Origin of the sequence: Micromonospora sp. NPDC048868 (genome assembly GCF_043198195.1) — a bacterium.
In the GTDB taxonomy this organism is placed as follows: Bacteria; Actinomycetota; Actinomycetes; order Mycobacteriales; family Micromonosporaceae; genus Micromonospora; species Micromonospora reichwaldensis.
The window spans coordinates 290453-315536 of record NZ_JBICUN010000005.1; the positions used below are offsets into that span (position 1 = coordinate 290453).

The window sequence follows — 25084 nt, forward strand, 5'->3', positions numbered from 1 at the left end:
CCGATGCTCATCCTGCTGCCGCCCTCCGAGGGGAAGGCCGACGCCGGCACCGGCCGGCGGCTGGACCTCGCCGGGCTCTCCCTGCCGGAGCTGACCGGTGCCCGGGAGGAGGTGCTGACGGCGCTTGTCGCGCTCAGCGCCGACGGCGACGAGGGGGCGGCCCTGGCGGCGCTGGGGATCAGCGAGGGCCAGCGCGGCGAGCTGCGCCGCAACGCCCGGCTGCGGGCGGCGGCCACCGCGCCCGCCGGCCGCGTCTACACCGGGGTGCTCTACGAGGCGCTCGATCTCGCCTCGCTGCCGGCGCCCGCGCAGCGGGCCGCCCGCCGGTCGGTGCTGATCAGCTCGGGGCTCTGGGGCGCGGTACGCCTCACCGACCGGATCCCGCCCTACCGGTGCCCGATCGGGGCGCGACTGCCGGGGCTCGGCGCGCTGTCGGCGTACTGGCGGCGGGCGCTCGCGCCGGCGATGGCCGCGGCGGTCGGCGACGGGCCGGTGCTCGACCTGCGCTCCGGCGCGTACGCGGCCACCTGGGCGCCGCGCGGCGAGGTGGCCGACCGCACGGTGACCGTCCGGGTGCTGCACGAGCGGGAGGTCGACGGCGTGCCCGTCCGGTCGGTGGTGAGCCACTTCAACAAGGCGACCAAGGGCCGGCTGGTCCGCGACCTGCTGACCGCGGGCGCCCGGCCGCGTACCGTCGGCGGGCTGCTGACCGCGCTGCGCGACCTGAAGTATCCGGTGCTGGAGCAGCCCGCCCCGCCCGGTCGGCCACGCCAGGTCGACGTGATCGTCACGGAGCTGTAGGACAGCCGCAAGATTTCCTCAAGGCTGGGGCCGATCGGTTTCCCCGGCGGCGTCGAGCGACCACGGTAGAGGGACCCCCGACGCCGACAAGGAGTGCCCACGTTGGCTCCCGAACAGATCCTGCTCGATCGGCCGCGCCTGCCCGCGACGCCGCCGCCGTTGGACTGGTCCACCCTGGCCGACGCGTTCGAGGCCGCCTGCCTGCTGCGCTGCACGCCCCCGCCGGCCGTCGTCGGCACCCGCCGGCCGGCGGCGGAGCACCGCCCCCCGTCGGTGGAGTTCAACCGGGAGGAGGCGGCGCACCGCATGCGTCAGCTCCTCCACCGGCTGGACGTCCCCATCGAGCACGAGGTGACCGTGGGCGGCCTGCGCCGCCGCTTCGAGCTGCACCGGCTCTCCGTGCCGCACCAACACCGGCCGGCGTATGCGAGGACGCTGGAGGCCGGTTGGCGGCAGGGCCGGCGCGAGCTGCTGGGCGGGCCGGTCCCGGGCGCGTCGACCGTACGGCGGGCGTGGCGGCCCCGGCTGGCGGCGGCCGCCTGGCGGGCCGCCCTGCTCGCCGGTGGGCGGCACGTCCGCCGGCACATCCTCGGCGTCCGGATCACCGACCGGGAACTGGCCGCCATCCTGGTGCGCGGGGCCGCCCTGCTGGACGTTCCGGCGCTGCTGCGCCCCGGCACCGGCTGTTACCTGGTCTGTGTCGCCGACGGCCCGGACCGCCAGCGGATCCTGCACAGCACCGCGCTGGATCCCGCCCACCTGCGCGAGCGGTCGTGATGGCCGGATGAGCACGTTCGGCGGCGCTGCGGACCGGTCGCGTACCGCAGCGAGCTGACAATCGTCACCGACACGCCGCCGGGTTCCTAGCCCGGTCGGTGGGCGGCGGGTTGCGGCGACGGCCCGCACGGCGCAGAGTGCAGCGCGTGAGTCGCACCGGGTTCCGCCGTGTCCGCCCGCGCCGTGTCCGCCCGCCGGCGCTGCTGGCGCTGCTGCTGGTGGTGGCGTTGCCCGGCGTCGCCGGCTGCCAGGACGCTCCCGAGCCACCGGTACGGATCCGGATCGCGACCGGCAGCCCGACGGCGGTCTACCACGCCTTCGGGCAGTCCCTGGCCGCCGTGCTCAACCGGGAACTGCCGGACGTCCGGGCCAGCGTGGTGGTGACCGCCGCCTCGGCGGAGAACGTCCGGCTGGTCGGCTCCGGCGAGGCCGAGCTGGGTTTCACCCAGGCCGACGTGCTGCCGGCGGCGCCGGCGACGCACCCGTCCGTGGTCGCGGTCGCCCGGGTCTACGACGACCTGCTGCACCTGGTCACCACCGCCGGCGGTCCCGTCCGCACCCTGAGCGACCTGCGCGGGCGGCGGGTGTCCGTGGGCGCGCCCGGCTCCGGCACCGAGATCACCGCCGTCCGGCTGCTGGAGGTGGCGCGCCTCGGTGGTGACCGGGTACGCCAGGAGCACCTCGGCCTCGACGACTCGGTCGCGGCGTTGCGGGCCGGCACGATCGACGCGTTCTTCTTCTCCGGCGGGCTGCCGGTCAGGGCGCTGGAGCAGCTCACGGACGACAGCGCGACCCGGATCGTCGACCTCGGCGAGTGGACCGGGCCGCTGTGCGAGAGCAACCCGGAGGTCTACGTCTCCCGGGACATCCCCCGCTCGGTGTACGGCACCGACCCGGTGACCACGGTGGCCAACCCGAACTTCCTGATCGTCCGGGCCGACCTGCCGACGCCGCTGATCCGGGAGGTGACCCGGCTGCTGATGGAACGCCGCCAGGAGTTGGCCGCCGCGCATCCGGCCGCCGGGCGGATGAGCCCCCGCTCGGCCATCGCCACCGCTCCCCTGCCGCTGCACCCCGGCGCCGCCGACTGGTACCGCGCCGCCAAGCCCTGACCCGCGGCACGGCATCCCCGCGCCCGCCGCCAGGCCCGCCCTACGGCACGTCAGCGGGGCCAGCGGCGGCGTCGGCGAGGGCGGGGGTGGCGTCGGCGGAGGCGAGTGCGGCGGGGCCAGCGGGGGCGGGGGCGGGGAACCAGAGGCCGGCAATCAGGCCGCGCGGCTCGCCCCCGCGCATGGTGAGCCGCCCGTCCGAGGCGTCGACAAGCACGGCGACGATGGTGAGGCCCAGCCCGGCCCCGTCGATGTTCTGCACCTCGGGGGCCCGCCAGAACCGCTCGGTCGCCTGCCCGAGCTGGCTCGCCGTCATGCCCGGCCCGGTATCCCGGACCTCCAGCGCGGTGCCGTCGCCGTCGTGCCGGACCGTCACCGTCACCTCGCCACCGGCGTCGCTGAACTTGACCGCGTTGTCGATCAGCGCGTCCAGGGCCTGGTCGATGGCGGTCGGCACGGTCCGCGCGTACGCCGGGGCGTCCCCGGCCACCAGCCGGAGGGTGATGCGGTGGTGCCGGGCGAGCGGTTCCCAGGCGGCCACCCGGGACGCGGCGACGGCCGCCGCGTCGACGGTGACCCGCTGGTTCTCCCGCCGCTCGGCGCGGGCCAGGGTCAGCAGCGCGTCCAGCACGAGGGCCAGCCGGTCGGTCTCCTCCAGGGCCAGTTGGTGCTCGGCACGCCCGTCCGCGTCGGTCAGGCTCGGGCCCAGCTCCTCCACGCGCAGCCGCAGCGCGGTCAGCGGGTTGCGCAGCTGGTGGCTGGCGTGGGCGACGAAGGCCCGCTGCCGGTCCATCACGTCGGAGACGACGTCGGCCATGTGGTTGAAGCTGGTCGCCAGGCGACGCAGCTCCGGCGGGCCGAGCCGGTGCTGCACCCGTGCGCCACGGTCCCCCTCGGCGATCTCATGGGTGACCGCGTCCAGCTCGGTGACCGGGCGCAGCACCCAGCCGGCCAGCCCGAACGCGGTAAGCACGCAGGCCAGCACGGCGAGCAGGCCCGTTCCGGCCAGCGCCAGCCACCAGACGGTCACGGCCCGCCGGACCGGATCGGCGGGGGTGGTGATGACCACCGCCCCGAGCACCTCGCCGCCGTCGTTGATCGGCACCGCCACGACGATCGGCCCGTCGACCCACGGCCAGACCGAGTCCGGCCCGCTGGCCTGTTGGCCGGAGAGCGCCATGTCCAACGCCTCGCGGGAACCCGGGGCCATCCGCCAGCTCCCGGAGGCCGCCACCGTCCGACGTTCCCGGTCGACCACCGCCGCGCCGATGTCGTACAGGGCGTCGTAGCTGCGCAGCTCGTTGGCGAGCGGGCCGGGGGGGCCGCCGCGCAGCGCCGGGCCGGCCAACGAGGCGAACCGGGTGGCGTCGGCGAGCCGGTCGGCGCGTACCCGGTCGGTCTCCCGGTTGGCCAGGGTGACCGCCAGCGGGGTCTCCAACGCGATCAGCACCAGCACCATCAACAGCAGATAGCTGATCACCAGCCGACGTCGCACGGCGTCCCCTCACTCGCCGCGCAGGCGGTAGCCGACCCCGCGTACGGTCTCCACCAGGCCGGGGTCGCCCAGCTTGCCACGCAGCGAGCCGACGTGCACCTCGACGGTGTGCCCGTCGCCCCAGGTCGAGCCCCAGGCGTCGAGCAGGATCCGTTCCCGGGCCACCGCCACGCCGGGCTGCCGGGCCAGGGAGAGCAGGACGTCGAACTCCTTGCGGGTCAACGCCACCGGCCGGCCCCCGACGGTGACCGTCCGGGCGGCCACGTCGACGCGTACGGGCCCCACCTCGATCAGGTTGCGCTCCGGCACGGCGTGCGCCGCGCGGCGCAGCACCGCCTCGATGCGCGCCTGGAGTTCGGTCATGGAGAAGGGCTTGACCACGTAGTCGTCCGCGCCGAGCCGCAGTCCGAGCACCCGGTCCCGTTCCTCGCCCCGGGCGGTCACCGCGATGATGCCGAGCTGGCTGCTGCGCCGCCGCAGCTCCCGGCACAGGTCGGTGCCGTCGCCGTCGGGCAGGGTCAGGTCCAGCAGCACCAGGTCGCAGGGGGCGGCGCAGAGGGCCGCGGCGACGGTGGCGGCGTGCTCCACCTCGTACCCCCGGCGGGTGAGGGCGGAGGAGAGCGCGGCGGCCACCCGGCGGTCGTCCTCGACCAGCAGGATGCGCACCCGGGGCCCCCATTCGTCGGTCCGTCGACCCCGAATGGTGGCAGAAGTACGCCCGCGACGGGAGGGCCGGTCCCGCACCGACCCGGCGACAGCCCCGTCGGCGCGCCGGCGCGGGGGCGCCGGTGATGGTCGACCGGCAGGTCAGAGACCGAAGACCTCGTCGGCCGTGGCGTCGCGGACCCCGTCGACGAAGCCCCGGAAGCCGGGGTCGTCGTGGCTGGCGGGCACGCTGGTGACGATCTCGCCGGTTGCCTGGGTGACCGCGTCGACCAGGGGCGGATAGTCGATCTCGGCGTCCGGGAGGGTGTCGTCGTCGGCCTGGCCGAGGTTGATCACGTGCTGCACGTCCTCGGTCGGCGTGTCCGGGTCGGCGGCCCACTCGCCGCCCGCCCGGTGGCACTCGTCGTACAGCGCCCGCTGGCTGTCGGTCCAGTCCTCGTCGTAGCTCTCCATCGCCATCCCTCCGCGACCCGCTGCCCCGAGCATGCCCGTCGGCGGCGGCCACCCGGGGCGGTACCGGGAAACCGGGACGGCCGCCGGCGGGACCGGCCGCGCGTAGGCTGCCCGGGTGATCTACAAGCTGCTCACCACCACCGAGTGGGACGACGCGCTGGCCGCCGGCCACCTCGACGGTACGGCGCTGGACCGGCAGTCCGGGTTCATCCACCTCTCCGGCGCCGACCAGGTGGTCGGTACGGCCCGGCGGTACTTCGCGGGCGCCACCGGGCTGACCCTGCTGACCGTCGACCCGGACCGGCTGGGCGACGCGCTGCGCTGGGAGCCGTCGCGCGACGGCGCGTCCTTCCCGCACCTGTACGGCCCGCTGCCGGTGCCCGCCGTCGTGGCCGCCGACGCGCTGCCCGCCGACCGGCCGGCCGCCGACGCGGTGGCGGCGCTGCTCGCCTGACGGGTCGCTATGCTACGCCGAGTCCGCTCCCCCGGCCTCGCCCGCGCGCCCCGGGGCGGGTGTGGCAGAACCGATCCGCGCGATCGACGCCCGCCCGGCGTACGCCGACGCGGATCACCGACGGCGCGACGCCGCGCCCCGAGCCATGCGAGTTGAAGGATGACTGACAACAGTTCCCTGCCCCCCTCCGTCTTCGTCCACCCGACGGCCGACGTCGAGGAGGGTGCCCGCGTCGGCGACGGCACGAAGGTCTGGCACCTCGCCCACATCCGGTCCTCGGCGCAGGTCGGCGCCGGCTGCGTCATCGGCCGCAACGTGTACGTCGACGCCGGCGTCACGGTCGGCGACCTGGTGAAGATCCAGAACAACGTCTCGGTCTACCAGGGCGTCACCATCGAGGACGAGGTCTTCGTCGGCCCGTGCGCCGTCTTCACCAACGACTTCCGGCCCCGGGCGCAGAACCCGGACTGGACGATCACCCCGACCCTGGTCCGCAGGGGCGCGTCGATCGGCGCCAACGCCACCCTCGTCTGCGGCATCGAGGTCGGCGAGTACGCGATGATCGCGGCCGGCTCCGTGGTGACCCGGGACGTGGCGCCGTACCAGCTGGTCGCCGGCAACCCGGCGCGCCCGAAGGGCTGGGTCGACGAGCGCGGCGAGGTCGTCTCGCGGGACGTGGAGAACCCGCCGCAGCGGGGCTGAACGGACGACGCGGGGGCGGTGACCGGCACGACCGGACACCGCCCCCGCGTCGACGCGTCAGCCGCAGAGCCGGTCGACCTCCGCCCGGAACCGGTCCATCGCGTTCGGCTCGTCCGGGCCCAGCAGGTACGTCTTCAGCTCCCGACGCGCCTCGGTCATCGGGTCGTCACCGGCCCGGGTCACCGCGACGATCTTCGGCAGCTCCCCGCAGTCCGCACCGAGCAGGTACGCGGCCCGCGCGGTGGGGTACCGGCGGCGGAACTCGTCCTCGGGCAGCCCGGCCGGGTTCGCCACGACGTACGGCCGCTGGCTCTGCATGAAGTCCGAGACGACGCTGGAGATGTCGCTGACCAGCAGGTCGGTCTGGTTGAAGCAGTCGAACAGCCCTGGCGCCCGGCCGGTGACCACGAGGTGCGCGTCGCCGGCCAGCGAGGTCGCGTCGCTCTGCCCGCCGGCGGCCCGGATCCGACGGACGATCCGGTCGTTGGCCGACCGGGCCTTCGCCGACCGGCTGCCGGTGAGCGGGTGCGGCTTGTAGATCACCCGCACCCCGGGGGTCGCCAGCAGGCCGGCGACGATCCGCTCGCCCATCAGCACGACGGAGGTGTGGTAGACCTCCTCCTCCAGCCAGCCCTCCCAGGTCGGGGCGTAGAGCACGGTGAACGGTCGCTCCGTGGCTGTCGAGCCGAAGGTGTGCACGCCGGCCAGCTGCGGCCGGCCGATCTCGACGATGTCGCGGTCGAGCACGCCGACGCCGCTGAGGGCGTAGCGTTCCCGCCCCGCCGGACCGGCCACCCAGACCTCGTCGTACACCTTGCTGTAGGGGTTGACGCTGGCCTGCTTGTCGCTGTCGCCGTGGCCGACGAAGACGTGCTTCACGCCCGGCTCGCGCAGCAGGTGGATGTTGGCGCCGACGTTCGCCACGTAGAGGGCGGCCCGGAGGCTGCCCAGTTCGAGGTTCATGAAGTCGGTGCCGGCGGGTACGCAGACCACCGGCAGGCGGGTGTCGGCGAGCGCCCGGAACGCCTCCTCCTGGCGCATCAGCACCACCGCCCGCCGGCCGGTCGCCTCGACCGGGGCGAGCCACATGTTGGCCTGGTAGACGTCCTTGACGGGGCCGGCGAAGTAGAGCGCCAGGTCCGGCTGCTCGCGGGCGAGCCAGCTCTGCACCGCCGGGAGCGCCGAGGTGGCCCGGCCGCGCCCGCGCAGCCAGGTCAGCGCGAGCACGGCGGCGACCAGCGCCCCCGCCACCAGGGTGACCGCCGCGGTGAGCACCACCGGCGCCACGTCGTCGGCCAGCACCGCGATCACGGCCGCCGGCACCAGCGCCAGGTTGAGCAGGGGCAGCCGGTCGCCCTCGACGGCGACGGCCCAGGCCGGCGGCCGGGGCGCCCCGGAGGACCGCCCGACCTCGATGTTGCGGACGAAGGCGACGGCGGCGGCGCCCCGCTCGCCGAGGCGCGCCAGCACGCCCGTGCCGAGGGCGAGCGCCAGCAGCGCTGCGGGCAGCAGCAGCACCAGGACCAGCGCCGTCGGGCCGGGGCGGACCGTCGTCACGATCAGCAGGACGACCGCCAGGTCCCGGGCCAGGTGCCGGTACAGGCTCCCGATCCCGGCCTTGTCCAGCAGTTCCCCGCCGGCCGGGCGGCGCAGCAGGGTGAGTTCACCGGCGACCACGGCCAGGCCGGCGACCGCGAAGGGGATCATCCAGCCGAGGGCCCCGGCCAGCACCATGACGGCGTACGACAGCAGTAGCGCGCCGATGAGGCCGGCGTCCGGCTGCCTGCGCAGTTTGCTGAACAAAGACACACTCCCCTATCGATCACCGGCGAATCCGGGCAGGTGCGACCTTAACGTGGCATGTCCTTCGAGTATTGCCGGGGTGTCGCGCAGCCCACCAGCGGGCCACGGCGGCACCCCGCTCGACGCGACGGGGCCCCGGCCGTTGTCGACCGGGGCCCCGTGACGCGACGGCGGATCAGCCGCCGATGACCACCCGCCGCACGCCGGCCCAGCGGGCCGCGTCGGTGACCCGGCGGCCGTCGACCAGGACGGTCACGCCGGGCAGGTCGGCCGGGCTGAGGGTGCGGTACTCCGCGTGGTCCGCCTGCACGACGGCCGCGCCGAGCGGCTCACCGTCGTACGGCGGCAGGCCGTGCGCGGTGAGTTCCTCGGCGGTGTACATCGGGTCCGAGACGTACGGCCGGGCGCCCCGCTGCCGCAGCGCCTCCACGGTCGGGAAGACACCGGAGAAGGCGGTCTCCTTGACCCCGCCCCGGTAGGCGGCGCCCAGCACCAGCACCCCGACGTCGGTCAGGTCGCCGTACGCGGCGGCGAGCAGGTCCACCGCGTACTCCGGCATGGCCGCGTTGGCCTCGCGGGCCGAGCGGACGACGGTGGCGGCCGGGTCGTTCCACAGGTACATCCGGGGGTAGATCGGGATGCAGTGCCCGCCGACCGCGATGCCCGGCTGGTGGATGTGACTGTACGGCTGGGTGTTGCACGCCGCGATGACCTTGGTGACGTCCACGCCGACGGTGTCGGCGAAGCGGGCGAACTGGTTGGCCAGCCCGATGTTGACGTCCCGGTAGGTGGTCTCGGCCAGCTTGGCCAGCTCGGACGCCTCGGCGGAGCCGAGGTCCCAGACGCCGTTGGGCTGCTCCAGGTCGGGCCGCTCGTCGAAGTCCAGCACCGCCTCGTAGAAGCGCACGCCGTGCTGCGCCGACGCCTCGTCGACGCCGCCGACCAGCTTCGGGTAGCGGCGCAGGTCGGCGAAGACCCGCCCGGTGAGCACCCGCTCGGGGCTGAAGACCAGGTGGAAGTCCTTGCCCGCGGTCAGCCCCGAGCCCTCCTCGAGCATCGGCGCCCAGCGGTTGCGGGTGGTGCCGACCGGCAGGGTGGTCTCGTAGCTGACCAGGGTGCCCGGCTTGAGGCCGGCGGCGATGGCGCGGGTCGCGTCGTCCATCCAGCCGAAGTCCGGCACGCCCTCGGCGTCCACGAAGAGCGGCACGACCACCACGACGGCCTCGGACTCGGCGACCGCGGCGGCGGTGTCGGTGGTGGCGCTCAGCAGCCCGGCAGCGACGGTCTCCTTGAGCTTGACGTCCAGGTCGGTCTCGCCCGGGAAGGGCACCGCCCCGTCGTTGACCAGCCCGACGACCCGCTCGGAGACGTCGGCACCGATCACCCGGTGGCCCTTCGTGGCGAACTGCACGGCGAGCGGCAGGCCGATCTTCCCCAGCGCGACGACGCAGATGTTCATGGAACTACTTTCCTCCTAGTGGAAGCCTGCGTCGCAGGCGGGCCACCACCCGGCGCAGCGTCACCGGCGAGACGGCGATCACCAGGTGGCCCTTGTGGTTCGTGGTCGTGGTGAACACGTACAGCTGTCCGCCGTGTCGGTGGAGCACCCGCTGCCGGACCGGCGGACGTGGCCCGCGCAGCGGGGTGGAACCGCTCTCCCCGGCCGCCACGGCGGTGACCCGGACGGTCCGGGTCCGGCCTCCCGGCGGGAGGCCGGCGAGCAGGTCGACGGCCCGGAACGTGACCCGGACGGTGGTCCCCAGCGGGTCCTCCGTCAGGCCGGTGACCGTGCCGGCGGCCGAACCCACCTTGAAGGTGAGCCCGCCGTCGGCGAGCTCGGCGAGCTCCGGCCAGGGGCTGCGCGCGACGACCGTCAGCGTCCTCTCCCCGCCCCGGTCGGGGGACCAGGTCGCGGAGACCGCCTCCAGCCGGGCGAGCCACTTGGGGTCGGAGCGACTGACCTCGAACCACTCCTCGGACAGGGCGGAACGGGGGTCGCCGAAGCCAGGGTACAGGGCGTACCAGCGCTCGTCCTGCACCACCGTGGGCGGCAGCCCCTCCTCGACGTCCTGCCTGATCACCGCCCGCAGGTCGGCGAGCGACCCGAGCCAGGCGGCGCCGATGCGCACCCGGGCGGTGACGCCCAGCCGGTCCCGGATGGGGTCCGTGAGGTGCTTGCGGGCCAGGTTGGCCACGCCCGCGCGGACCTGCTCCTGGACGTCGGGCTCCAGCGTCAGGAAGTCGTCCTGGAGCAGCTTGGCGATCTCCCAGGTGAAGTGCCGGTACAGCACCGCGTCGCGCCGCTCGCCGGGCTCGATCAGCTCCGCCACCACCTCGACGACGCGCTCGACGCCGCGCAGCCGGGCGAGGTGGTTGCTGCGGTAGGTGATGTTGCCGGCGTTGAGCCGCTTGACCGCGTAGTAGTAGTCGTAGTCGGCGAGCACCGAGATGCGCCCGGCCCGCAGGCACGCCTCCAGGGTGAACGGCTGGTCGCTGCCGACCGGCATGTCCTCCGGGTAGCGCAGCGCGTACTTCTCGATCAGGTCGCGCCGGAACAGCTTGGTGTTCGACAGGGCGAACGGCAGCGCGGAGGCGAAGAGGTCCACCTCGGCCCGGGTGCTCTCGAAGATCGCCTGGTGGACGTAGCGTTCGTTGACCCCGACCATCCGGCCGAGCAGCACGTCGGAGCCCCACTCGTCGGCCGCGGCGACCATCCGGGCCAGCGCCTCCGGCCCGAGGTGGTCGTCGGCGCCGATGAACAGGACGTAGCGGCCGGTGGCGTGCTCCAGCGCGCGGTTGCTGGGGGCGGCGGGGCCACCAGAGTTCGCCTGGTGCAGCACCTTCACGGTGCCCGGGTACGCCGCCGCGAAGCGGTCCAGCTCGGCACCGCTGCCGTCGGTGGAGCCGTCGTCGACCGCGACGACCTCCAGCCGGTCCAGCCCGATGGTCTGCTCCACCAGGGAGGTCAGGCACCGGGTCAGGTCCGGCATCGTGTTGTAGACGGCCGTCACCACCGTCACGTCGGGCGTGGTCACGCGCCGACCCGCAGGGCTGGCGGCTCGGCGCCCGGGGTGGTGTCGTCACCGCCGGCACCGCGACCGGCGGGCAGCAGCCGGGAGTAGACGCCGTCGAGCACCCGCGCCTGCGCCTCCCACGTCCACGACTCCAACAAGCCCGGACGCTCGTACGCCTCCCGGTAACGCCCCGGATCCCCCAACACCCCACGCACCACCCGCACGAAGTCCCCCACATCCTCCGCCCGGAACACCTCACCCTGCCCCGTCGACCGCACCGTCTCCGCCATCGTCCGCACATCACTGACCACCAACGGCAACCGCGCATGCGAATACTCGAAGAACTTCGTGATCAACGCAATCTCATGATTCGGCCAATGATGAATCGGAATGACCCCCACCGAAGCCCCCGACAAGAACGGCACCACCTGATGATGCGGCACGTACGACAACACGTGCACCCGCTCAGCCACCCCCAACTCACCCGCCCGCACCACCAACCCCTTCACGTACGCGGAGTCGGGCTTGTTGACCACGAAGGCGGCGTGCGCCCCGGGCAGTTGCGGCAGCGCCTCGACCATGACGTCGAGGCCCCGCCGCGCGGCGGCGACACCGCTGTAGACCAGCAGCGGCACGTCCGGCCCGATCCCGCAGAGCTGGCGGATGTCGGGCGCGGGCTCGTCGCCGGGGCCGGGAAGCTCGGCCAGCGAGGGGGCGTTGAGCACGACCTCCGGCCGTTCGGCCAGGCCGTGCTCCTGCTGCAACAGGTCGGCCAGCCCGCCGGAGACGGTCGTCGCCGCGTCCGCGTACGGCACGAACTCCCGCTCGTGCGCCATGTTGCCCGGCAGCCACCGGACGTTGTCGCGCCACGCCTGCACGCCGGGGAGGTACTCGTGGGCGTCCCAGACGACCGCGACCCGCCGGCCCTTGGCGGCGGCCCGCAGCTTGGCCCGCGCGGCCACCCCGAGCATGCGGAAGTCGTTGGCGTGGATCAGGTCCGGCCGCAGTTCGTCGACCGTCGGGCCGTAGGCCAGCTCGTAGTCCCACAGCCCCGGCTCCAGCCGCCGCCAGGCGCCGTCGCCCTGCACGGCCTGCCAGAACCTGGTGTACGCCCGGTCCAGCGGCCCGTCCAGCTTCTTCCGGCCGCGCCGCGACCGGGTGAGCTGCCAGTGGCGGAACGAGACCCAGCGGCGGGTCGCCCCGGCGACCAGCTCCTCCGCGCGCAGCGCGTGCCACCGCAGCGGTGACGGGCGGCCGGCGCCACCGGCGCGCGCGGCCACCGTCAGGGCGGCCCGCCGGAAGGTCAGGTCCGCCCGCCATGCCTTCATCGCCTGGCTGCGGTGCGCGGCGATCCCGGTGGGCGGGTACGCCAGCGGCCAGCGCAGCCAGCCACGGCGGAACTCGTGCCGGCGCTTGGCCAGCGGCTCGGGCATCGGCAACAGGCGCACCTCGGCGTCGCCGAGGTGCCAGCTCTGTTCGCGCCCGGCGGCTGTGCGGCCGAGCAGGACGACCTCCCAGCCGGCGTCGGCGGCCGAACGGGCGGCCTTCTGTACCCGGGAGTCACCGTTGACCCCGTTGTCGACAAGCATGACAACACGCCCCCGGGCGCCGGCGCCGCCGTTCAGCCCCATCGTCTGCTACTCCGCCTCTGCCCGGTGCCGTCCGGCCGGGTCACCCGGCCCGGATCCCGAGCGATTGTACGAGACCGCCGGCCGGCACCCTCGCACCATGGATGTGGGAAAGCGCGGGTCGACTTCGCCTCCGCGCGCCCCGGAGCGTACCCTCCCCGCTGTCCGTCCCGGCGCCGACCGCGTCGATGCGCGCTCCGCGCGAGGAAACTGTCAGCCGGATACCTTCCGCCGGAAGTAGGGCGAGATGTCGAGTAGCCAAAACCTCGGTGGCGCGCCGGTGGCCGCGCCGGACGCCCGCCGGGCCCGCCTCCGGCTGGTGCTCGGCCTGCTCGCCGCCGCCGCGCTCGGCAGCCTGCTGTGGGTGGCCCGCTGGGAGACCGCGCCGCAGCACGCCTACCCGGACACCTACTGGTACGCCCGGCAGGCGGTCACCATGACCGGCACGCCGTCCGCCGAGGCGGACCGGTTCGCCGCCCGGCTGGTCTGCCGCCAGGGCATGCCGAGCCCGCGCCCGGGTGTCTCCTGCGTCGCCGCCACCCGGCAGTGGGCCGCCAGCATGCCCCCGCGCTACCAGCGGATCTTCACCACGCGGCCCGGCTACTCGCTGACCGTGGCACCGTTCGTGCTGGCCTTCGGGGAGCGGGGAATGGTGCTGGCCACGGCCGCGCTCGCCGTGCTGGCCGGCGTGTTGGCGGCCCTGGCGGTCCGGCTGCTCGGTGGCGGCCTGGTCAGCTCGCTCGCGGCCACCGCGCTGCTCTTCCTCCTGCCCACCGGGTTCTGGCTGAGCCGGCTGCTGGCCGAGGCCGGCGCGACGGCGTTCGCGTTGGCCGCGCTCTGCGCCGCCGTACCCCTGCTGCGGCCGGGCGGTTCGACGCGCGGCCGGCTGCTGCTCGGCGGCGCGGTGCTGGCCGGGCTGCTCGGCTCGACCGTCACCCGGCCGGCGACCGGTCTGCTGCTGTCGGGCGCGCTGACGGCGGTGCTCGGCGCGCTGACCCTGGCGCGCCGCCGCCGGGCCGGCTGGGAGCCGGGGCTGGTCGTGCTCACCGCCGCCTGCGGCGTGGCCACGGCGGTCTGGCTCGGCCTCAGCGCCGCGCTGGACATCCCCGGCGCGGCGGAGACGCTCCAGGACAAGTTCACCGTGCACTTCACCCGGCCGGACGTGCCCGACCCGTGGCCCCGCCTGGTGGAGCTGAACCGGGACTTCTGGCCCGCCCAGCTCAACGCCTGGTGGAACGGGGGCGCGCCGCTGGCCGCCTCGCCGTTCCTGGCCCTGCTGCTGGTCGGCTTCGCCGCCCTGTTCCGGGCACTGCCCGGCCGGGCCGCGCTGCTCTTCGCCACGGCCGGGGCGACCGGACTGCTCACGCTGGTGGCCCACCCCAAGGAGTCCGAGGCGGACCGGCTGGTCCTGGTCATCTGGCTGCCGGTGGTGGTCGGCCTCGCCATGCTGCTGGGCAGACCCGCCCGACCCGCCCCGGCGCCCGCCCCCGACACGGCGGCCGGGTCGGACACGGCGGCCGGGCCGGACACGGCGGGCGGGCCGGGGCGGCAGCCCTCGGCGTAGGAACCGCTCGGGCGGTCAGCGGGTCAGCGGGCGGACGTCCCAGAGCCAGACGTCGTCGACGCGGCGACCCGGACCGAAGCACGCGTCCAGCACCGCGCGGAGCGCCTCGGCGCGGGGATGCCGGGGCAGCGCCACGGCGTCCGCCCGCCAGTGCCGCACGTCCAGCTCCGCCTGCGCGCGTTCCGCGGGGGTGATGGTGACCGGCGCCGGGCGTTCCCCGGTGGCCACCTGGGTCAGCAGGACCGCGGTGGGCCGGGGGTCCACCCCCCACCGGCCGGTGTCGTCGGTGGGCGAGGTCGGTCCGAGGAAGTAGCCCTGCGGCACGGCGAAGCCGACACCCGCGGCGGCGCCCCAGCGCACCGAGGTCATGTTCTCCACCGGCACCGGCACGAGCGTCCGCCCGGGCGCGACGTGCTCCCGCCACCCGCCGGCGGTGACGAAGTCGGGCACCTCCGGGCGGCCCACGGCCGGCAGCGGGGTCGGCAGCAGCGGCACCAGCGCGACGGCCAGCGCCACCGCTACCAGCGGCCGGACCGGCACGACGCCCACCCGGGCCGGGACCCGGCCGGAGAGCAACCGGTCCACCACGATCGCCACGAGCACCCCGAGGGCGGCCGTGGTGATCAGGGCGAAGCGGGCCACCACCATCGCGTCGACCACCGGCAGGCCGTTCAACAGCCGGAACGGCCCGGGGACCCCGGGCCCGCGGACCGCCCAGTTGATCGTGTTGCCCAGCGAGAAGAGCGCCGCCAGCACCGCGGTGAACCCCAGCACCCGGACCAGGTGCTCCCGGCGCAGCCAGGCCACCGCGGCGACCGCCACCAGCACCAGCGGCCAGCCGTAGAAGCTGGCCTCCTCGGTCACGTTGGCGGCCAGCCGGCGGTCACCCTGCGGGCCGCCGCCGAGCGACTCGGTCGCGTAGCTGAAGTAGGAGGCGAGCCGCAGGGCGTACTTGTCGGGGTCGGTGGGGTGTCCGCTGCGGTGCTGCGGGCCGAGGAACTGCATCCAGAGCGGGTACGCCGTCACCAGCAGGATCAGCGCGCCGGCGACACCCAGCACGGCCAGCGCCCGGGGAGCCGCGGCCAGCGCGGCCCGGGGCCGGAACAGCACGTGGCCCAGCAGCGCCATCACGCAGGCCAGGGCGAGGATGAAGAGGATCTCGACGCTGACGAAGAACTGCGCGGAGACCAGCGCACCGAGGATGAGCCCGTCGCGCAGCGGGCGCCCGCCGCGGGTGAGCCGGGCCACCCGCCACACGATGAGCGGGACCAGCCACTGCGCGGTGATGTGCGGGTGACCGTTGCTGTGCGAGATCAGGGCCGGCGCGAAGGCGCAGCAGGCGGCGCCGACCAGCGCCGCCGCGCGGTTGCCGACCACGTGCCGGGAGAGCACCCAGTACCAGGCGAAGCCGGTGCCGGCGAGGTTGAGGGTCATCAGCACCAGGTAGGACAGCGAAGCGCCGCCGAGCAGGGTGACCGGCGCGAGCAGGATGCCGGGCAACTGGATGCCCACGTTTGTCATCAGGTTCACGCCGTCCGGCGCGTTCTGCAACGTCGTGAAGAACGGGTTCTCCAGGTTGGCCACCGCGTGCGCCGCGTGGGCCAGCATCCACTCGTTGAAGTCCTGGTCCGCCGGCTGCGCGCCGAGCACCCGGCCGTGCACGTCGCGCCAACCCCGGGCGGTCACCCAGAGCGCGCCGGCGAGGAGGACGAGCACGGCGAGGAGGTCCGGCCGGCGCCGGCGGGGCTCCCTTGGCGGATCAGCCGGCGCGCGCTCCTCGGCGGCGTCGGTGGAGAGGTCTGTCGCCGGGGGATGCGCTGCGGTCACGGTGCCCGATCCTACTCATGGCGACGTGCTCCACGGTGCCTCCGCTCCGGCCGCCGGGGGGTGCGTCGGAGCGGGCGGGTGGTCTGGCAGCAGCCGGGAGTAGACGCCGTCGAGCACCCGCGCCTGCGCCTCCCACGTCCACGACTCCAACAACCCCGGACGCTCGTACGCCTCCCGATAACGCCCCGGATCCCCCAACACCCCACGCACCACCCGCACGAAGTCCCCCACATCCTCCGCCCGGAACACCTCACCCTGCCCCGTCGACCGCACCGCCTCCGCCATCGTCCGCACATCACTGACCACCAACGGCAACCGCGCATGCGAATACTCGAAGAACTTCGTGATCAACGCAATCTCATGATTCGGCCAATGATGAATCGGAATGACCCCCACCGAAGCCCCCGACAAGAACGGCACCACCTGATGATGCGGCACGTACGACAACACGTGCACCCGCTCAGCCACCCCCAACTCACCCGCCCGCACCACCAACCCCTGCACGTACGCGGAGTCGGGGCGGGGCACCACCAGCGCCACGTGCGCGCCGGGCAGCTCGGTGAGCGACTCGATCATGATGCCGAGGCCCCGTTGTTCCGCGGCGGCACCGCTGTAGACCAGCAGCGGCACGTCCGGCCCGATCCCGCAGAGCTGGCGGATGTCGGGCACCCCGTCGCCGCCGCCCGCCGCGTCCGCGCTGCTCGGGGTGTTCAGCACGACGGTGGGCTGCTCGGGCAGGTGGTGCCGCTCGCGCAGCAGGTCGGCCAGCCCGTCGGAGACGGTGAGCACCGCGTCGGCGTACGGGGCGTACTCCCGCTCGTGGGCCGTGTTGGCCGGCAGCCACCGGGGGCTGTCGTTCCAGCGCCGGATGCCGGGCAGGAACTCGTGGGCGTCCCAGACCAGCGCGACGCGCCGGCCCTTGGCGGCGGCCCGCAGCTTGGCCCGCGCGCCGACCCCGAGCATGCGGAAGTCGTTGGCGTGGATCAGGTCCGGCCGCAGCTTGTCGACCACCGGCCCGTAGGCCAGCTCGAAGTCCCACAGCGCCGGGTCGAGCCGGCGCCAGGCGCGGTCGCCGGCCACCGTCTGCCAGAACTTGGCGTAGAGCTGGTCGACCGGGGTGGCCAGGTCCTTGCGTGCCTCCTGGGCCCGGCTGAGCTGGCGGCGACGCAGCGACACCCAGCGGCGCGACACCTTCGTCGCCAGCAGCTCACCCCGCAGCAGCTGCCGGCTCAGCGTCAGCCCGGCGGAGGAGCGCCCCTCCCCCCGGGCCTGACTCAGCGCGCCGAGCCGCGCCTCCAGGTCGGCGCGGCGGGCGCGCACCTCCTGCTCGCGGCGGGCGGCGATGCCGGTGGGCGGGTACGCCAGCGGGCCGCGCACCCAGTGGCGGCGGAACTCGTGCGGCGCCCGGGCGAGCGAGGTGGTCATCGGCAGCAGCCGGACCTCGGCCCCGCCGAGCTGCCAGGTCTTGACCTTGCCGGTGGCCGAGCGGCCCAGCAGGACCACGTCCCAGCCGGCCTCGGCGGCCGAGGCGGCGGTCTTCTGCACCCGGGAGTCGCCCTCGACGGCGTTGTCCACGAGCATGACCACCCGACCCCGGGTGGCGGGGGTGGCCGGTCCGGCGGCGCCGTCGGTCATGGGTGTCTCCTCCGTCCGTGCGGCCCCGTCGGGCCCCGGCGAGTGTACGGCAGCGGCGGCCGCCCGGACGCCACGCTCCCGGTGCGCCGGGGCGGTCGACGGCCGTCGTACGGCGGTCCACCCACCGGCCGCGGCGGCGTCGACGGACACCCCCGCCCGGGGCACTAGCATGGCCCGGTGACCGCCTCCCACCCTGTCAACGTCGCGCCGGCCGTCGGGGCCGGCCCCGCACCGTCACCGACCCCGCCCCGGTCGGACGGCGCCGTCGCCACCGCGCACCCGGAGGGCCGGGCCGGCGGACCACCACCCCGCGAGTACGGGCTGGACGCGCTGCGGGTCGTGGCGATCTGCGGCGTGGTGGCGATCCACGTCTTCGGCGTCATCGTCGGCCAGGACGACCTGCGCGGCAACCTCGGCTGGTGGGTCGCGACCGCGATCGACATCGGCGCGATCTGGACCGTGCCCGCGTTCATCATGATCAGCGGGGCGTTCGTGCTCGATCCGCGGGCGCACCGGGCCGGCCCGGCCGCGTTCTACCGCAAGCGGTTCGCCCGGATCCTCCCCGCCATGATCGTCTGGCACGTGGTGTACGTGGTCGTGGTGCGGATGGCGATGCGGGGCGAGGAGGTGAGCCTCACCCTGCTCACCCGGCTGCTGATCGACGGCAAGGTCTTCACCGCGCTGTACTTCCTCTGGCTGATCGCCGGGCTCTACGTGCTCGCGCCCGTCATCGCGCCGTTCCTGCACGCCGGCGGGCGGCACCGCGCGCTGGTCACCGCCGGGGTGGCGCTGGGCTGGACCATGGTGGCGTACATGATCCCGGGCATCGCCCTGATGCTGGGCGACTCCCGGCCGAACATCCTGACCAGCTGGAACCGGTGGTGGCCGTACGTCGGCTTCTTCATCGCCGGCTGGGCCCTGCGCCGGGTGGTGCTCAACCGGCTCTGGACGGCGCTCGCCCTGCTCGGCGCCGGCCTGCTGCTGGCCGAGGCGATCTGGCAGTTCGGGGTGGCGCCCGAGCACCGCCTGCTCCAGGCCACCTTCCCGGTGATGGCGACCGGCACCCTGGTCGCCGCCGCCACCCTGCTGATCTTCATGGCCTCGGTGAGCATCGGGTCCCGGGTCACCTGGCGCCCCGCCGTGGGCCGCCTGGTGACGCGCCTCTCCGACGCCTCGTTCGGGGTGTTCCTGATCCACCTGCTGGTCTTCGAGGTCTTCCGGCAGCTCATCCCCGACGTGGAGGCCGGACGGTCGTTGGTGGTCATCGGGCTGACCTACCCGGCCGTGCTGGTCATCTCCTTCGCCGTCTCCATACTGGCGTCGAAGATCCCGTACGTCCGCGCGGTCTTCTGACCGCCCACACCGCGAGCACCGACGGCGGCCCGGACGATCGCGATCGTCCGGGCCGCCGCCTGTCGGACGTGGCCATTACGCCGACGGCCGCCCGCCGCCCGCGGTTGCGGGGGACGGGCGGCCGTCGGACCGGCGTGGCCTCAGCCGAGGAACGAGGTGAGCTGGCGGGCCGTCCAGGTGCCGTCGTGGTAGGTGCGGGCGTACTCGGCGGAGGCGAGGCCGATCTTGGCGGTCGCCTCCCGGTCGTCGAGCAGGGACTCGACGACCGTGGTGAGGTCGGTCGGGGTGGCGTTGACGATCGGCAGGTCGCCGCCGACGGTCTTGGTGACCTGCTCGCTGAGGTAGGCCACCACCGGCTTGCCTGCGGCCATCGCCTCCACGGCGAAGGTGCCGAAGCTGCCGGTGGTGAACTGGTCGAGCACCAGGTCGCAGTCGCGGACCAGCTCGCGCATCTCCGCCCAGGCGACCCCCTCGGCCAGCCGCAGCTCGATGACGCCCCGGTCGTGCAGGGCCTGCATCGCCGGCAGGATCCGGTCGGTGCCCTTGGTCCACCGCTTGGAGGGGGCGTGCAGCACCAGCGGGCGGGACCGCTGCATCACCGGCCGGTCGCACGCCCAGGCGTCGACGTCCACCACCAGCGGGGCCCACGTCGCCCAGGGCAGGTCCTCGAGCAGGTCGGGCGTGGTCACGAAGGCCGGCAGCCCGGACTCCTCGGCCACCCGCCGGTTGCGCTCGGCCTTCTTCCGCAGCTTCGCCGCGATCCCGTCGGGAGCGTCGGTGAACAGGGAGAACTCGTGGCGCTGCTGGTGGCGGTCCGGATGCCGGATCTCGCTGCCGTGCGCCAGCAGCGCGACCTTGATCCCGGCCTTGCGCAACGCCGGCAGGTCACCCTCGATGTTGTCGCCGTTGAGCTGGCCGAACAGCGGCATGAACGCGTCCACCAGCACGTGGGTGTACTGGCTGAGCACCCGGTTGACCTGCTCCAGCTGGAAGTCGAGCTCCGGCTGGCGCAGCGAGTCGAGGTAGACGTCGGCCGGGTAGTCGAACGAGCCGGGCAGCTTGTTCATCACCACCTGCACCGACACGTCGGCGTTGTCCCGGCAGATGGCCCTGGCGAAGGCGGCGGCCTGACCGGCGTAGTTGGCCGGGCCGAGGCCGAGGCGGATCGACGTGTCACCGATCTCGCGCCAGCCGCCCAGGGGCCGCGGCTCGGCCGTGCCCGTCGACGGCGCGGTGACCGGACGCTCCTGCACCGTCCAGGGCACCTCGCGCGGGCCGGCCGGCGCGACGCCGGAGAGGTCCCGGTAGAGCTGGAGCAGCTTGCTGCTCTGCCGCTCCCAGGACAGCTCGTCGAGGATCGGCTCGCTGATGTGCGCGGCCAGCTCGGCCCGCCGGGCGGTGGCCCGCCGCGTCGCCTCCACGAAGCCCGCCACGTCGCCGGAGGTGAAGGTCTCCCCGATGTCGTGCCCCTCGACGAACGCCCGGACCACCTGCACGTCGCTCGTGACCAGGGGAAGGCCGGCGTGCAGGTACTCGGAGACCTTCGTCGGCAGGGACAGCTCGCAGTTCGGGGTCCGCTGGAACGGGATCAGGCCGAGGTCGGCGGAGCTGAGGTAGTCGGCGACCTCGTACGGCGCGACGTAGGGGACCACGTGCACCCGGTCCCGCGTGCCGGTCGCCTCGGCGCGGGCGAGCAGGTCCTCCAGCAGCGGGGTCATCCGGCCGCTGACCAGGGCCAGGTGGTGCTCCGGCAGCTGCGGCAGCGCCGCGATGACGGTGTCCAGCCCGCGTTCCTTGCCGATCCAGCCCGCGTACACCATCAGCGGCACGCCCTCGGCGACGCCGGCGCGCTCCCGCACGGAGGCGGTCACGGCGCCGCTGCGGATGCCGTCGCGCACCGGCGAGTTGCCCACCACCATCGGGGTCTTCGGCAGCCCGTACTCGGTCTGGAGCTTTTCCGCGATCTGCTCGGAGACGGTGACCACCGCGTCGGCCCGGCCGATGAACTCCCGCTCGGCGGCCCGCACGCCACTGGCCTGCTGCGGCTTGGGCCAGGCGACGCCCTGCACGTACTCGTGGGCGTCGTAGAGCCAGACGCAGCCGCGCCCGCGCGCCCGCAGCCGCGCGGCGCTCATCGCCGCCGTCGGGATGGTGTTGATGTCGTTGGCGTGGATGACGTCCGGCTCCAACTCCTCCAGCACCGGCCCGAACGCCAGGTCGATGTCGACAAGCGTCGGCCAGTCGGTCCGCCAGTCGCCGGTCGGCGGCAGCGGCTGGGTGCTGTGGAACTGTTCCCAGCCCCAGGCCCGCAGCCGGAACTGGTGCACCGCCTCGTGCGCCCGCAGCCAGGCGCGCGGCGGAGGCTTGCGCTTCGCCGTCTGCGTCCGGAGCCAGGCCTGGTGCGAGGCGCGGTAGCGGGCCAGGGCGGACTTGTCCGGGATGCCGAACTGCGTCAGCGTGCGGCGGATCCGGTGCTCGCGGGCCGGCCGGCGCGACAGGGTCTGCGGCACCGGCACCCGGATGACCTGGATCGGCCCCATGGCGGAGCGCTCCGGCTCGCCCTTCTTGCGGCTGCTCCGGCCCACCAGGACCACGTCCCACCCGTCCCGGGCGGCGGCGATGGCGGTCTTCTGTACGCGGGAGTCGCCGGTGATGCCGTTGGCGACCAGTACGACGAGCCGCGGCGCTCGGCGGGGCGTTGACATGCGCTGTCCTTAGGTGGGAGGAGGGCTGGCGGTGCGAGGTGCCGGACCGCGGCCCGCCGGACGCGGACCGCGGTCGCCCATCGTCAGCGGGTGGGAACGGTGTCCCCCGCCGGGGACGCGGTGCCCGTCCCCACGGTGATCGTGCTGCCGTCGGTCGCGGAGCGCAGGACGGCGCCGGCCACCTCGACCGTACGCAGGCCCTGGCGCAGGGTCACGATGTCGCTCTCCTTGCCCTCGACCGCGTCGCGGAAGCGCTCGTGCTCGACCAGCAGCGGCTCCCGCTTCGGGATCGCGTAGCGCACCATGTCGCCCTCGGCGACGCCGCGGAACGCGCGCAGCGCCTCCCACTCGGTGTCGATGGCGCCGTTGGCGTAGAAGGTGAGGTCGGCGGTGAGGGTGTCGGCGACGAAGCAGCCCCGGTCACCGGTGATCACCGTGGACCGCTCCTTGAGCGGGCTCAGCCAGTTGACCAGGTGGTTGACCATGGTGCCGTCGGCGAGCTGCCCCACCACGGCGACCATGTCCTCGTGCAGCCGGCCGCTGCGCGACACCGTCCGGGCCGACACCGAGGTGTATTCCTGGCCGGTCACCCAGCTGGTCAGGTCGATGTCGTGGGTGGCCAGGTCCATCACCACGCCGACGTCGGCGATGCGGTGCGGGAAGGGGCCCTGTCGGCGGGTGACGACCTGGTAGACCTCGCCCAGCTCGCCCGCCTCCAGGCGGGTGCGCAGGTTCTGCAGGGCGGGGTTGTAACGCTCGATGTGCCCGACCCCGGCCACCAGGCCGGCGGCCTCGAAGGCCTCCACGAGCCGCACCGCCGCGTCCACGCTCTGTGCGAGGGGCTTCTCGATCAGGGCGCTGACGCCGTTGGCGGCCAGCTCCAGGCCGACCTGCTCGTGCAGCGCCGTCGGGCAGGCCACCACCGCGTAGTCGACGCCGAGGGCGAGCAGGTCGCTGAGCTCGGGCACGACCGGCGCCCGCAGCGTGCCGGTGGTGTCGCCGGCCGGGTCGACGATGCCGACCAGCTCGACGCCGTCCAGGCCGGCGAGGACGCGGGCGTGGTTGCGGCCCATCGCGCCGAGGCCGATCAGGCCGGCGCGCAGCTTGCGGCCGGCGCTCACCGGGCACCCCCGGCCAGGTTCGCGCCCTCGGCGATGCGCTCCAGCTCGGCCTCGGTCAGCGAGGGGTGCACCGGCAGGGAGACGACCTCGGCGGCGGCGCGCTCGGTCTCCGGCAGGTCCCAGGGACCGGGCTTGCCGTCCTCGGTCAGGTAGGGCTTGAGCCGGTGGATCGGGGTCGGGTAGTAGACGGCGTTGCCGATGCCCAGCTCAGTGAGGCGCTGCTGGGCGGCGTCCCGGTCGCCCTGCACCCGCACCGTGTACTGGTGGTAGACGTGCCGGGCGGCGTCGGCGACCGGCGGGGTGACCATGCCGGTGATCTTCGAGTCGAGGAACTTGGCGTTCGCCCGGCGCTGCTCGGTCCACTCGCCGAGCTGGCCCAGCTGGACCCGGCCGATGGCCGCGGCGACGTCGGTCATCCGCATGTTCGCGCCGACGATCTCGTTGGCGTACCGCTGCTCCATGCCCTGGTTGCGCAGCAGCCGCAGGGTGCGGGCCAGCTCGGCGTCGCCGGTGCTGACCATGCCGCCCTCCAGGGCGTGCATGTTCTTGGTCGGGTAGAAGCTGAAGCAGCCGGCGGTGCCGAACGCGCCGACCGGGGTGCCGTTCAGCGCGGCGCCGTGCGCCTGGGCGGCGTCCTCGACGACGGCCAGGCCGTGCCGCTCCGCGATCGCCATGATCCGGTCCATGGCGGCGGGGTGGCCGTAGAGGTGGACCGGCATGATCGCCACGGTGCGCGGGGTGACCGCGGCGGCGACCGCCTCCGGGTCGAGGCAGAAGCTGCCCGGCTCGATGTCCACGAAGACCGGCTCGGCGCCGACCAGCCGGACGGCGTTCGCGCTGGCCGCGAAGGAGAACGACGGCACGATGACCTCGTCACCCGGGCCGAAGCCCAGGGCCATGAGGGTGAGCTGCAGGGCGGAGGTGCCCGAGTTCACCGCGACGCAGTGCCGCCCGGCGACCAGCTCGCCGAACTCCTCCTCGAAGGCCGCGACCTCGGGACCCTGCACCACCCGGCCGCTGCGGAGCACCCGGACAGCCGCTTCGATCTCGGCGTCGCCGATGATCGGCCGCGCTGGGGGAATGAACTCTGGGTGCGGCCCAGCCATGGGGCATCCTCCTGTGTCAGATGGTGCTCGGGTGGGGGTTCGGGGTGCGATACTAGCCCGTTGCGAATCAGGCCGAGACCGACGAGGTCAACGTTCACGCACCGGCCCGATGGGGTTCAGAAGTGGTCAGGGACCGGGTGTCCCACACCGCCGGCTCGTCGAGGGACGGACCGGTACATGCTACCCGCAGGGCCGCGACGATCGCGGCGGCCATGCGCGTGATCTCCGGCGTGTCAAGAGGTGTCCGCGAAATCGCCAGCCGCCAGTAGACCGGCCCGACGATCAGATCCGCCGCGCCGCGCCGGTCGGCGCCCGCCGGCAGCTCACCCCGCTCGACCGCCCGGCCGATGACGAGCTCGCCGACCCGGTCCTGGTAGCCGGTGAGCGCCCGCTGGAGGGTCTCGGCGATCTGCGGGTTGCGCGCCGCCTCGGCGAGCAGGTCCGGGATGATCTGCGAGGCCAGCGGGTGACGTAGCGCACCGGCGGCCACGAGCAGCAGCAGCTCCACGTCGCCGTGCAGGCTGCCGGCGTCCACCATCGGCAGCTTGCGGCCGGCGACCGCGGAGACCATGTCGAGCACCAGCTCGAGCTTGGAGCGCCACCGGCGGTAGATCGCCGTCTTGCTGACCCCGGCCCGCCGGGCCACCGCCTCTATCGACAACCGTCCGTAGCCGACCTCCGCCAGCTCCTGCGTGACCGCGCGGCGGATGGCCGTGGTGATGTCGTCACGGAGCACCGCCGCACCGGCCGGCACCCGCCTCTTATCGGTCTTCACGTGCAACAATGTAGCGCAGCGACGGTACGGTTGCGTCCCGACGTGTTTTCCACTACGGTTCGCCCGGCGACGAGGCGGCGCTCCGCACTGGCCACG

At 74.3% G+C, this 25084-nt stretch carries 20 protein-coding genes; 7 read left to right on the plus strand and 13 right to left on the minus strand.

The genetic code is table 11. From position 1 onward, the window contains the following. Window positions 1–3: 3 nt before the first annotated feature. From yaaA to ACGFNF_RS10790, 3 genes are all read left to right on the plus strand, one after another. Window positions 4–801 (plus strand): peroxide stress protein YaaA, encoded by a 798-nt coding sequence (yaaA, locus tag ACGFNF_RS10780; protein ID WP_393167195.1) that lies wholly within the window; start codon window positions 4–6, stop codon window positions 799–801. A gap of 102 nt (window positions 802–903) precedes the next feature. Then, a complete protein-coding gene (locus ACGFNF_RS10785; protein ID WP_151454376.1) occupies window positions 904–1578 on the plus strand; it encodes a hypothetical protein in 675 nt (224 codons plus the stop codon). A 137-nt stretch (window positions 1579–1715) separates the two neighbouring features. Further along, entirely contained in the window at window positions 1716–2690 is a 975-nt protein-coding gene (locus tag ACGFNF_RS10790; RefSeq protein ID WP_393167197.1) for a TAXI family TRAP transporter solute-binding subunit, read from the plus strand. Between the two features lie 40 nt (window positions 2691–2730). Here ACGFNF_RS10790 and ACGFNF_RS10795 read toward each other — a convergent pair whose 3' ends face one another. The 3 genes from ACGFNF_RS10795 to ACGFNF_RS10805 all read right to left on the minus strand — a co-directional run bounded on the left by ACGFNF_RS10795 (window position 2731) and on the right by ACGFNF_RS10805 (window position 5301). Then, window positions 2731–4182, minus strand: a complete 1452-nt coding sequence (locus tag ACGFNF_RS10795; protein WP_393167199.1) for an ATP-binding protein — start codon at window positions 4180–4182, stop codon at window positions 2731–2733. Window positions 4183–4191: 9 nt separating this feature from the next. Continuing rightward, window positions 4192–4848, minus strand: a complete 657-nt coding sequence (locus ACGFNF_RS10800; RefSeq protein ID WP_132235788.1) for a response regulator transcription factor — start codon at window positions 4846–4848, stop codon at window positions 4192–4194. Between the two features lie 141 nt (window positions 4849–4989). Next, window positions 4990–5301, minus strand: coding sequence for a hypothetical protein (locus tag ACGFNF_RS10805; protein ID WP_393167201.1), 312 nt, complete (start codon window positions 5299–5301; stop codon window positions 4990–4992). 115 nt (window positions 5302–5416) lie between these two features. On the opposite strand from ACGFNF_RS10805, the gene ACGFNF_RS10810 reads away from it, so the two are divergent. Both ACGFNF_RS10810 and ACGFNF_RS10815 read left to right on the plus strand, forming a co-directional pair. Continuing rightward, a complete protein-coding gene (locus ACGFNF_RS10810) occupies window positions 5417–5755 on the plus strand; it encodes a DUF952 domain-containing protein (RefSeq protein WP_393167203.1) in 339 nt (112 codons plus the stop codon). 159 nt (window positions 5756–5914) lie between these two features. Further along, window positions 5915–6457: an acyltransferase gene (locus ACGFNF_RS10815; RefSeq protein WP_357578476.1), complete on the plus strand. Its 543-nt coding sequence runs from the start codon at window positions 5915–5917 to the stop codon at window positions 6455–6457. Between the two features lie 57 nt (window positions 6458–6514). Here the strand turns inward: ACGFNF_RS10815 and ACGFNF_RS10820 are convergent, their stop codons facing one another. The 4 genes from ACGFNF_RS10820 to ACGFNF_RS10835 form a co-directional block, all read right to left on the minus strand. After that, the gene (locus ACGFNF_RS10820; protein WP_393167205.1) at window positions 6515–8260 is read right to left on the minus strand and encodes a CDP-glycerol glycerophosphotransferase family protein; all 1746 of its coding nucleotides are present in this window, start codon (window positions 8258–8260) and stop codon (window positions 6515–6517) included. Between the two features lie 175 nt (window positions 8261–8435). Next, complete coding sequence (locus ACGFNF_RS10825) at window positions 8436–9719, minus strand: nucleotide sugar dehydrogenase (RefSeq protein WP_357578474.1); 1284 nt, start codon at window positions 9717–9719, stop codon at window positions 8436–8438. A gap of 4 nt (window positions 9720–9723) precedes the next feature. Then, window positions 9724–11295, minus strand: coding sequence for a glycosyltransferase family 2 protein (locus tag ACGFNF_RS10830; RefSeq protein WP_393167207.1), 1572 nt, complete (start codon window positions 11293–11295; stop codon window positions 9724–9726). Next, a complete protein-coding gene (locus ACGFNF_RS10835) occupies window positions 11292–12863 on the minus strand; it encodes a glycosyltransferase family 4 protein (RefSeq protein ID WP_393167346.1) in 1572 nt (523 codons plus the stop codon). Before ACGFNF_RS10835 ends, ACGFNF_RS10830 begins: the two co-directional genes overlap by 4 nt. A gap of 286 nt (window positions 12864–13149) precedes the next feature. Between ACGFNF_RS10835 and ACGFNF_RS10840 the strand changes: the two genes are divergently transcribed. Continuing rightward, entirely contained in the window at window positions 13150–14466 is a 1317-nt protein-coding gene (locus ACGFNF_RS10840) for a hypothetical protein (RefSeq protein WP_393167209.1), read from the plus strand. A 15-nt stretch (window positions 14467–14481) separates the two neighbouring features. Here ACGFNF_RS10840 and ACGFNF_RS10845 read toward each other — a convergent pair whose 3' ends face one another. Beyond that, on the minus strand, window positions 14482–16293 hold the full coding sequence (locus ACGFNF_RS10845; protein ID WP_393167211.1) for a hypothetical protein: 1812 nt from the start codon (window positions 16291–16293) through the stop codon (window positions 14482–14484). 15 nt (window positions 16294–16308) lie between these two features. Next, window positions 16309–17874 carry a glycosyltransferase family 4 protein gene (locus ACGFNF_RS10850; RefSeq protein WP_393167348.1) on the minus strand — a complete coding sequence of 522 codons (1566 nt, stop codon included), beginning with the start codon at window positions 17872–17874 and terminating at the stop codon, window positions 16309–16311. Between the two features lie 231 nt (window positions 17875–18105). On the opposite strand from ACGFNF_RS10850, the gene ACGFNF_RS10855 reads away from it, so the two are divergent. After that, window positions 18106–19281 carry an acyltransferase family protein gene (locus ACGFNF_RS10855; protein WP_393167213.1) on the plus strand — a complete coding sequence of 392 codons (1176 nt, stop codon included), beginning with the start codon at window positions 18106–18108 and terminating at the stop codon, window positions 19279–19281. A gap of 140 nt (window positions 19282–19421) precedes the next feature. Here the strand turns inward: ACGFNF_RS10855 and ACGFNF_RS10860 are convergent, their stop codons facing one another. The 4 genes from ACGFNF_RS10860 to ACGFNF_RS10875 form a co-directional block, all read right to left on the minus strand. Next, the gene (locus ACGFNF_RS10860) at window positions 19422–21986 is read right to left on the minus strand and encodes a glycosyltransferase (protein ID WP_357580615.1); all 2565 of its coding nucleotides are present in this window, start codon (window positions 21984–21986) and stop codon (window positions 19422–19424) included. Window positions 21987–22069: 83 nt separating this feature from the next. Continuing rightward, complete coding sequence (locus ACGFNF_RS10865; protein ID WP_357580616.1) at window positions 22070–23107, minus strand: Gfo/Idh/MocA family oxidoreductase; 1038 nt, start codon at window positions 23105–23107, stop codon at window positions 22070–22072. Further along, window positions 23104–24213, minus strand: a complete 1110-nt coding sequence (locus tag ACGFNF_RS10870; RefSeq protein WP_393167215.1) for a DegT/DnrJ/EryC1/StrS family aminotransferase — start codon at window positions 24211–24213, stop codon at window positions 23104–23106. The genes ACGFNF_RS10865 and ACGFNF_RS10870 overlap by 4 nt, the downstream gene beginning before the upstream one ends. Before the next feature lie 94 nt (window positions 24214–24307). Next, complete coding sequence (locus tag ACGFNF_RS10875; protein WP_327031067.1) at window positions 24308–24988, minus strand: TetR/AcrR family transcriptional regulator; 681 nt, start codon at window positions 24986–24988, stop codon at window positions 24308–24310. Between the last annotated feature and the right edge of the window lie 96 nt (window positions 24989–25084).

What these genes read in the sequence shown, in the direction of transcription:
- ACGFNF_RS10805 (WP_393167201.1), bottom strand. Translation starts at nt 5,301, where the DNA reads ATGGAGAGCTACGACGAGGACTGGACCGACAGCCAGCGGGCGCTGTAC.
- ACGFNF_RS10835 (WP_393167346.1), bottom strand. Translation starts at nt 12,863, where the DNA reads ATGCTTGTCGACAACGGGGTCAACGGTGACTCCCGGGTACAGAAGGCC.
- ACGFNF_RS10840 (WP_393167209.1), top strand. Translation starts at nt 13,150, where the DNA reads ATGTCGAGTAGCCAAAACCTCGGTGGCGCGCCGGTGGCCGCGCCGGAC.
- yaaA (WP_393167195.1), top strand. Translation starts at nt 4, where the DNA reads ATGCTCATCCTGCTGCCGCCCTCCGAGGGGAAGGCCGACGCCGGCACC.
- ACGFNF_RS10860 (WP_357580615.1), bottom strand. Translation starts at nt 21,986, where the DNA reads ATGTCAACGCCCCGCCGAGCGCCGCGGCTCGTCGTACTGGTCGCCAAC.
- ACGFNF_RS10870 (WP_393167215.1), bottom strand. Translation starts at nt 24,213, where the DNA reads ATGGCTGGGCCGCACCCAGAGTTCATTCCCCCAGCGCGGCCGATCATC.
- ACGFNF_RS10850 (WP_393167348.1), bottom strand. Translation starts at nt 17,874, where the DNA reads ATGCTCGTGGACAACGCCGTCGAGGGCGACTCCCGGGTGCAGAAGACC.
- ACGFNF_RS10815 (WP_357578476.1), top strand. Translation starts at nt 5,915, where the DNA reads ATGACTGACAACAGTTCCCTGCCCCCCTCCGTCTTCGTCCACCCGACG.
- ACGFNF_RS10825 (WP_357578474.1), bottom strand. Translation starts at nt 9,719, where the DNA reads ATGAACATCTGCGTCGTCGCGCTGGGGAAGATCGGCCTGCCGCTCGCC.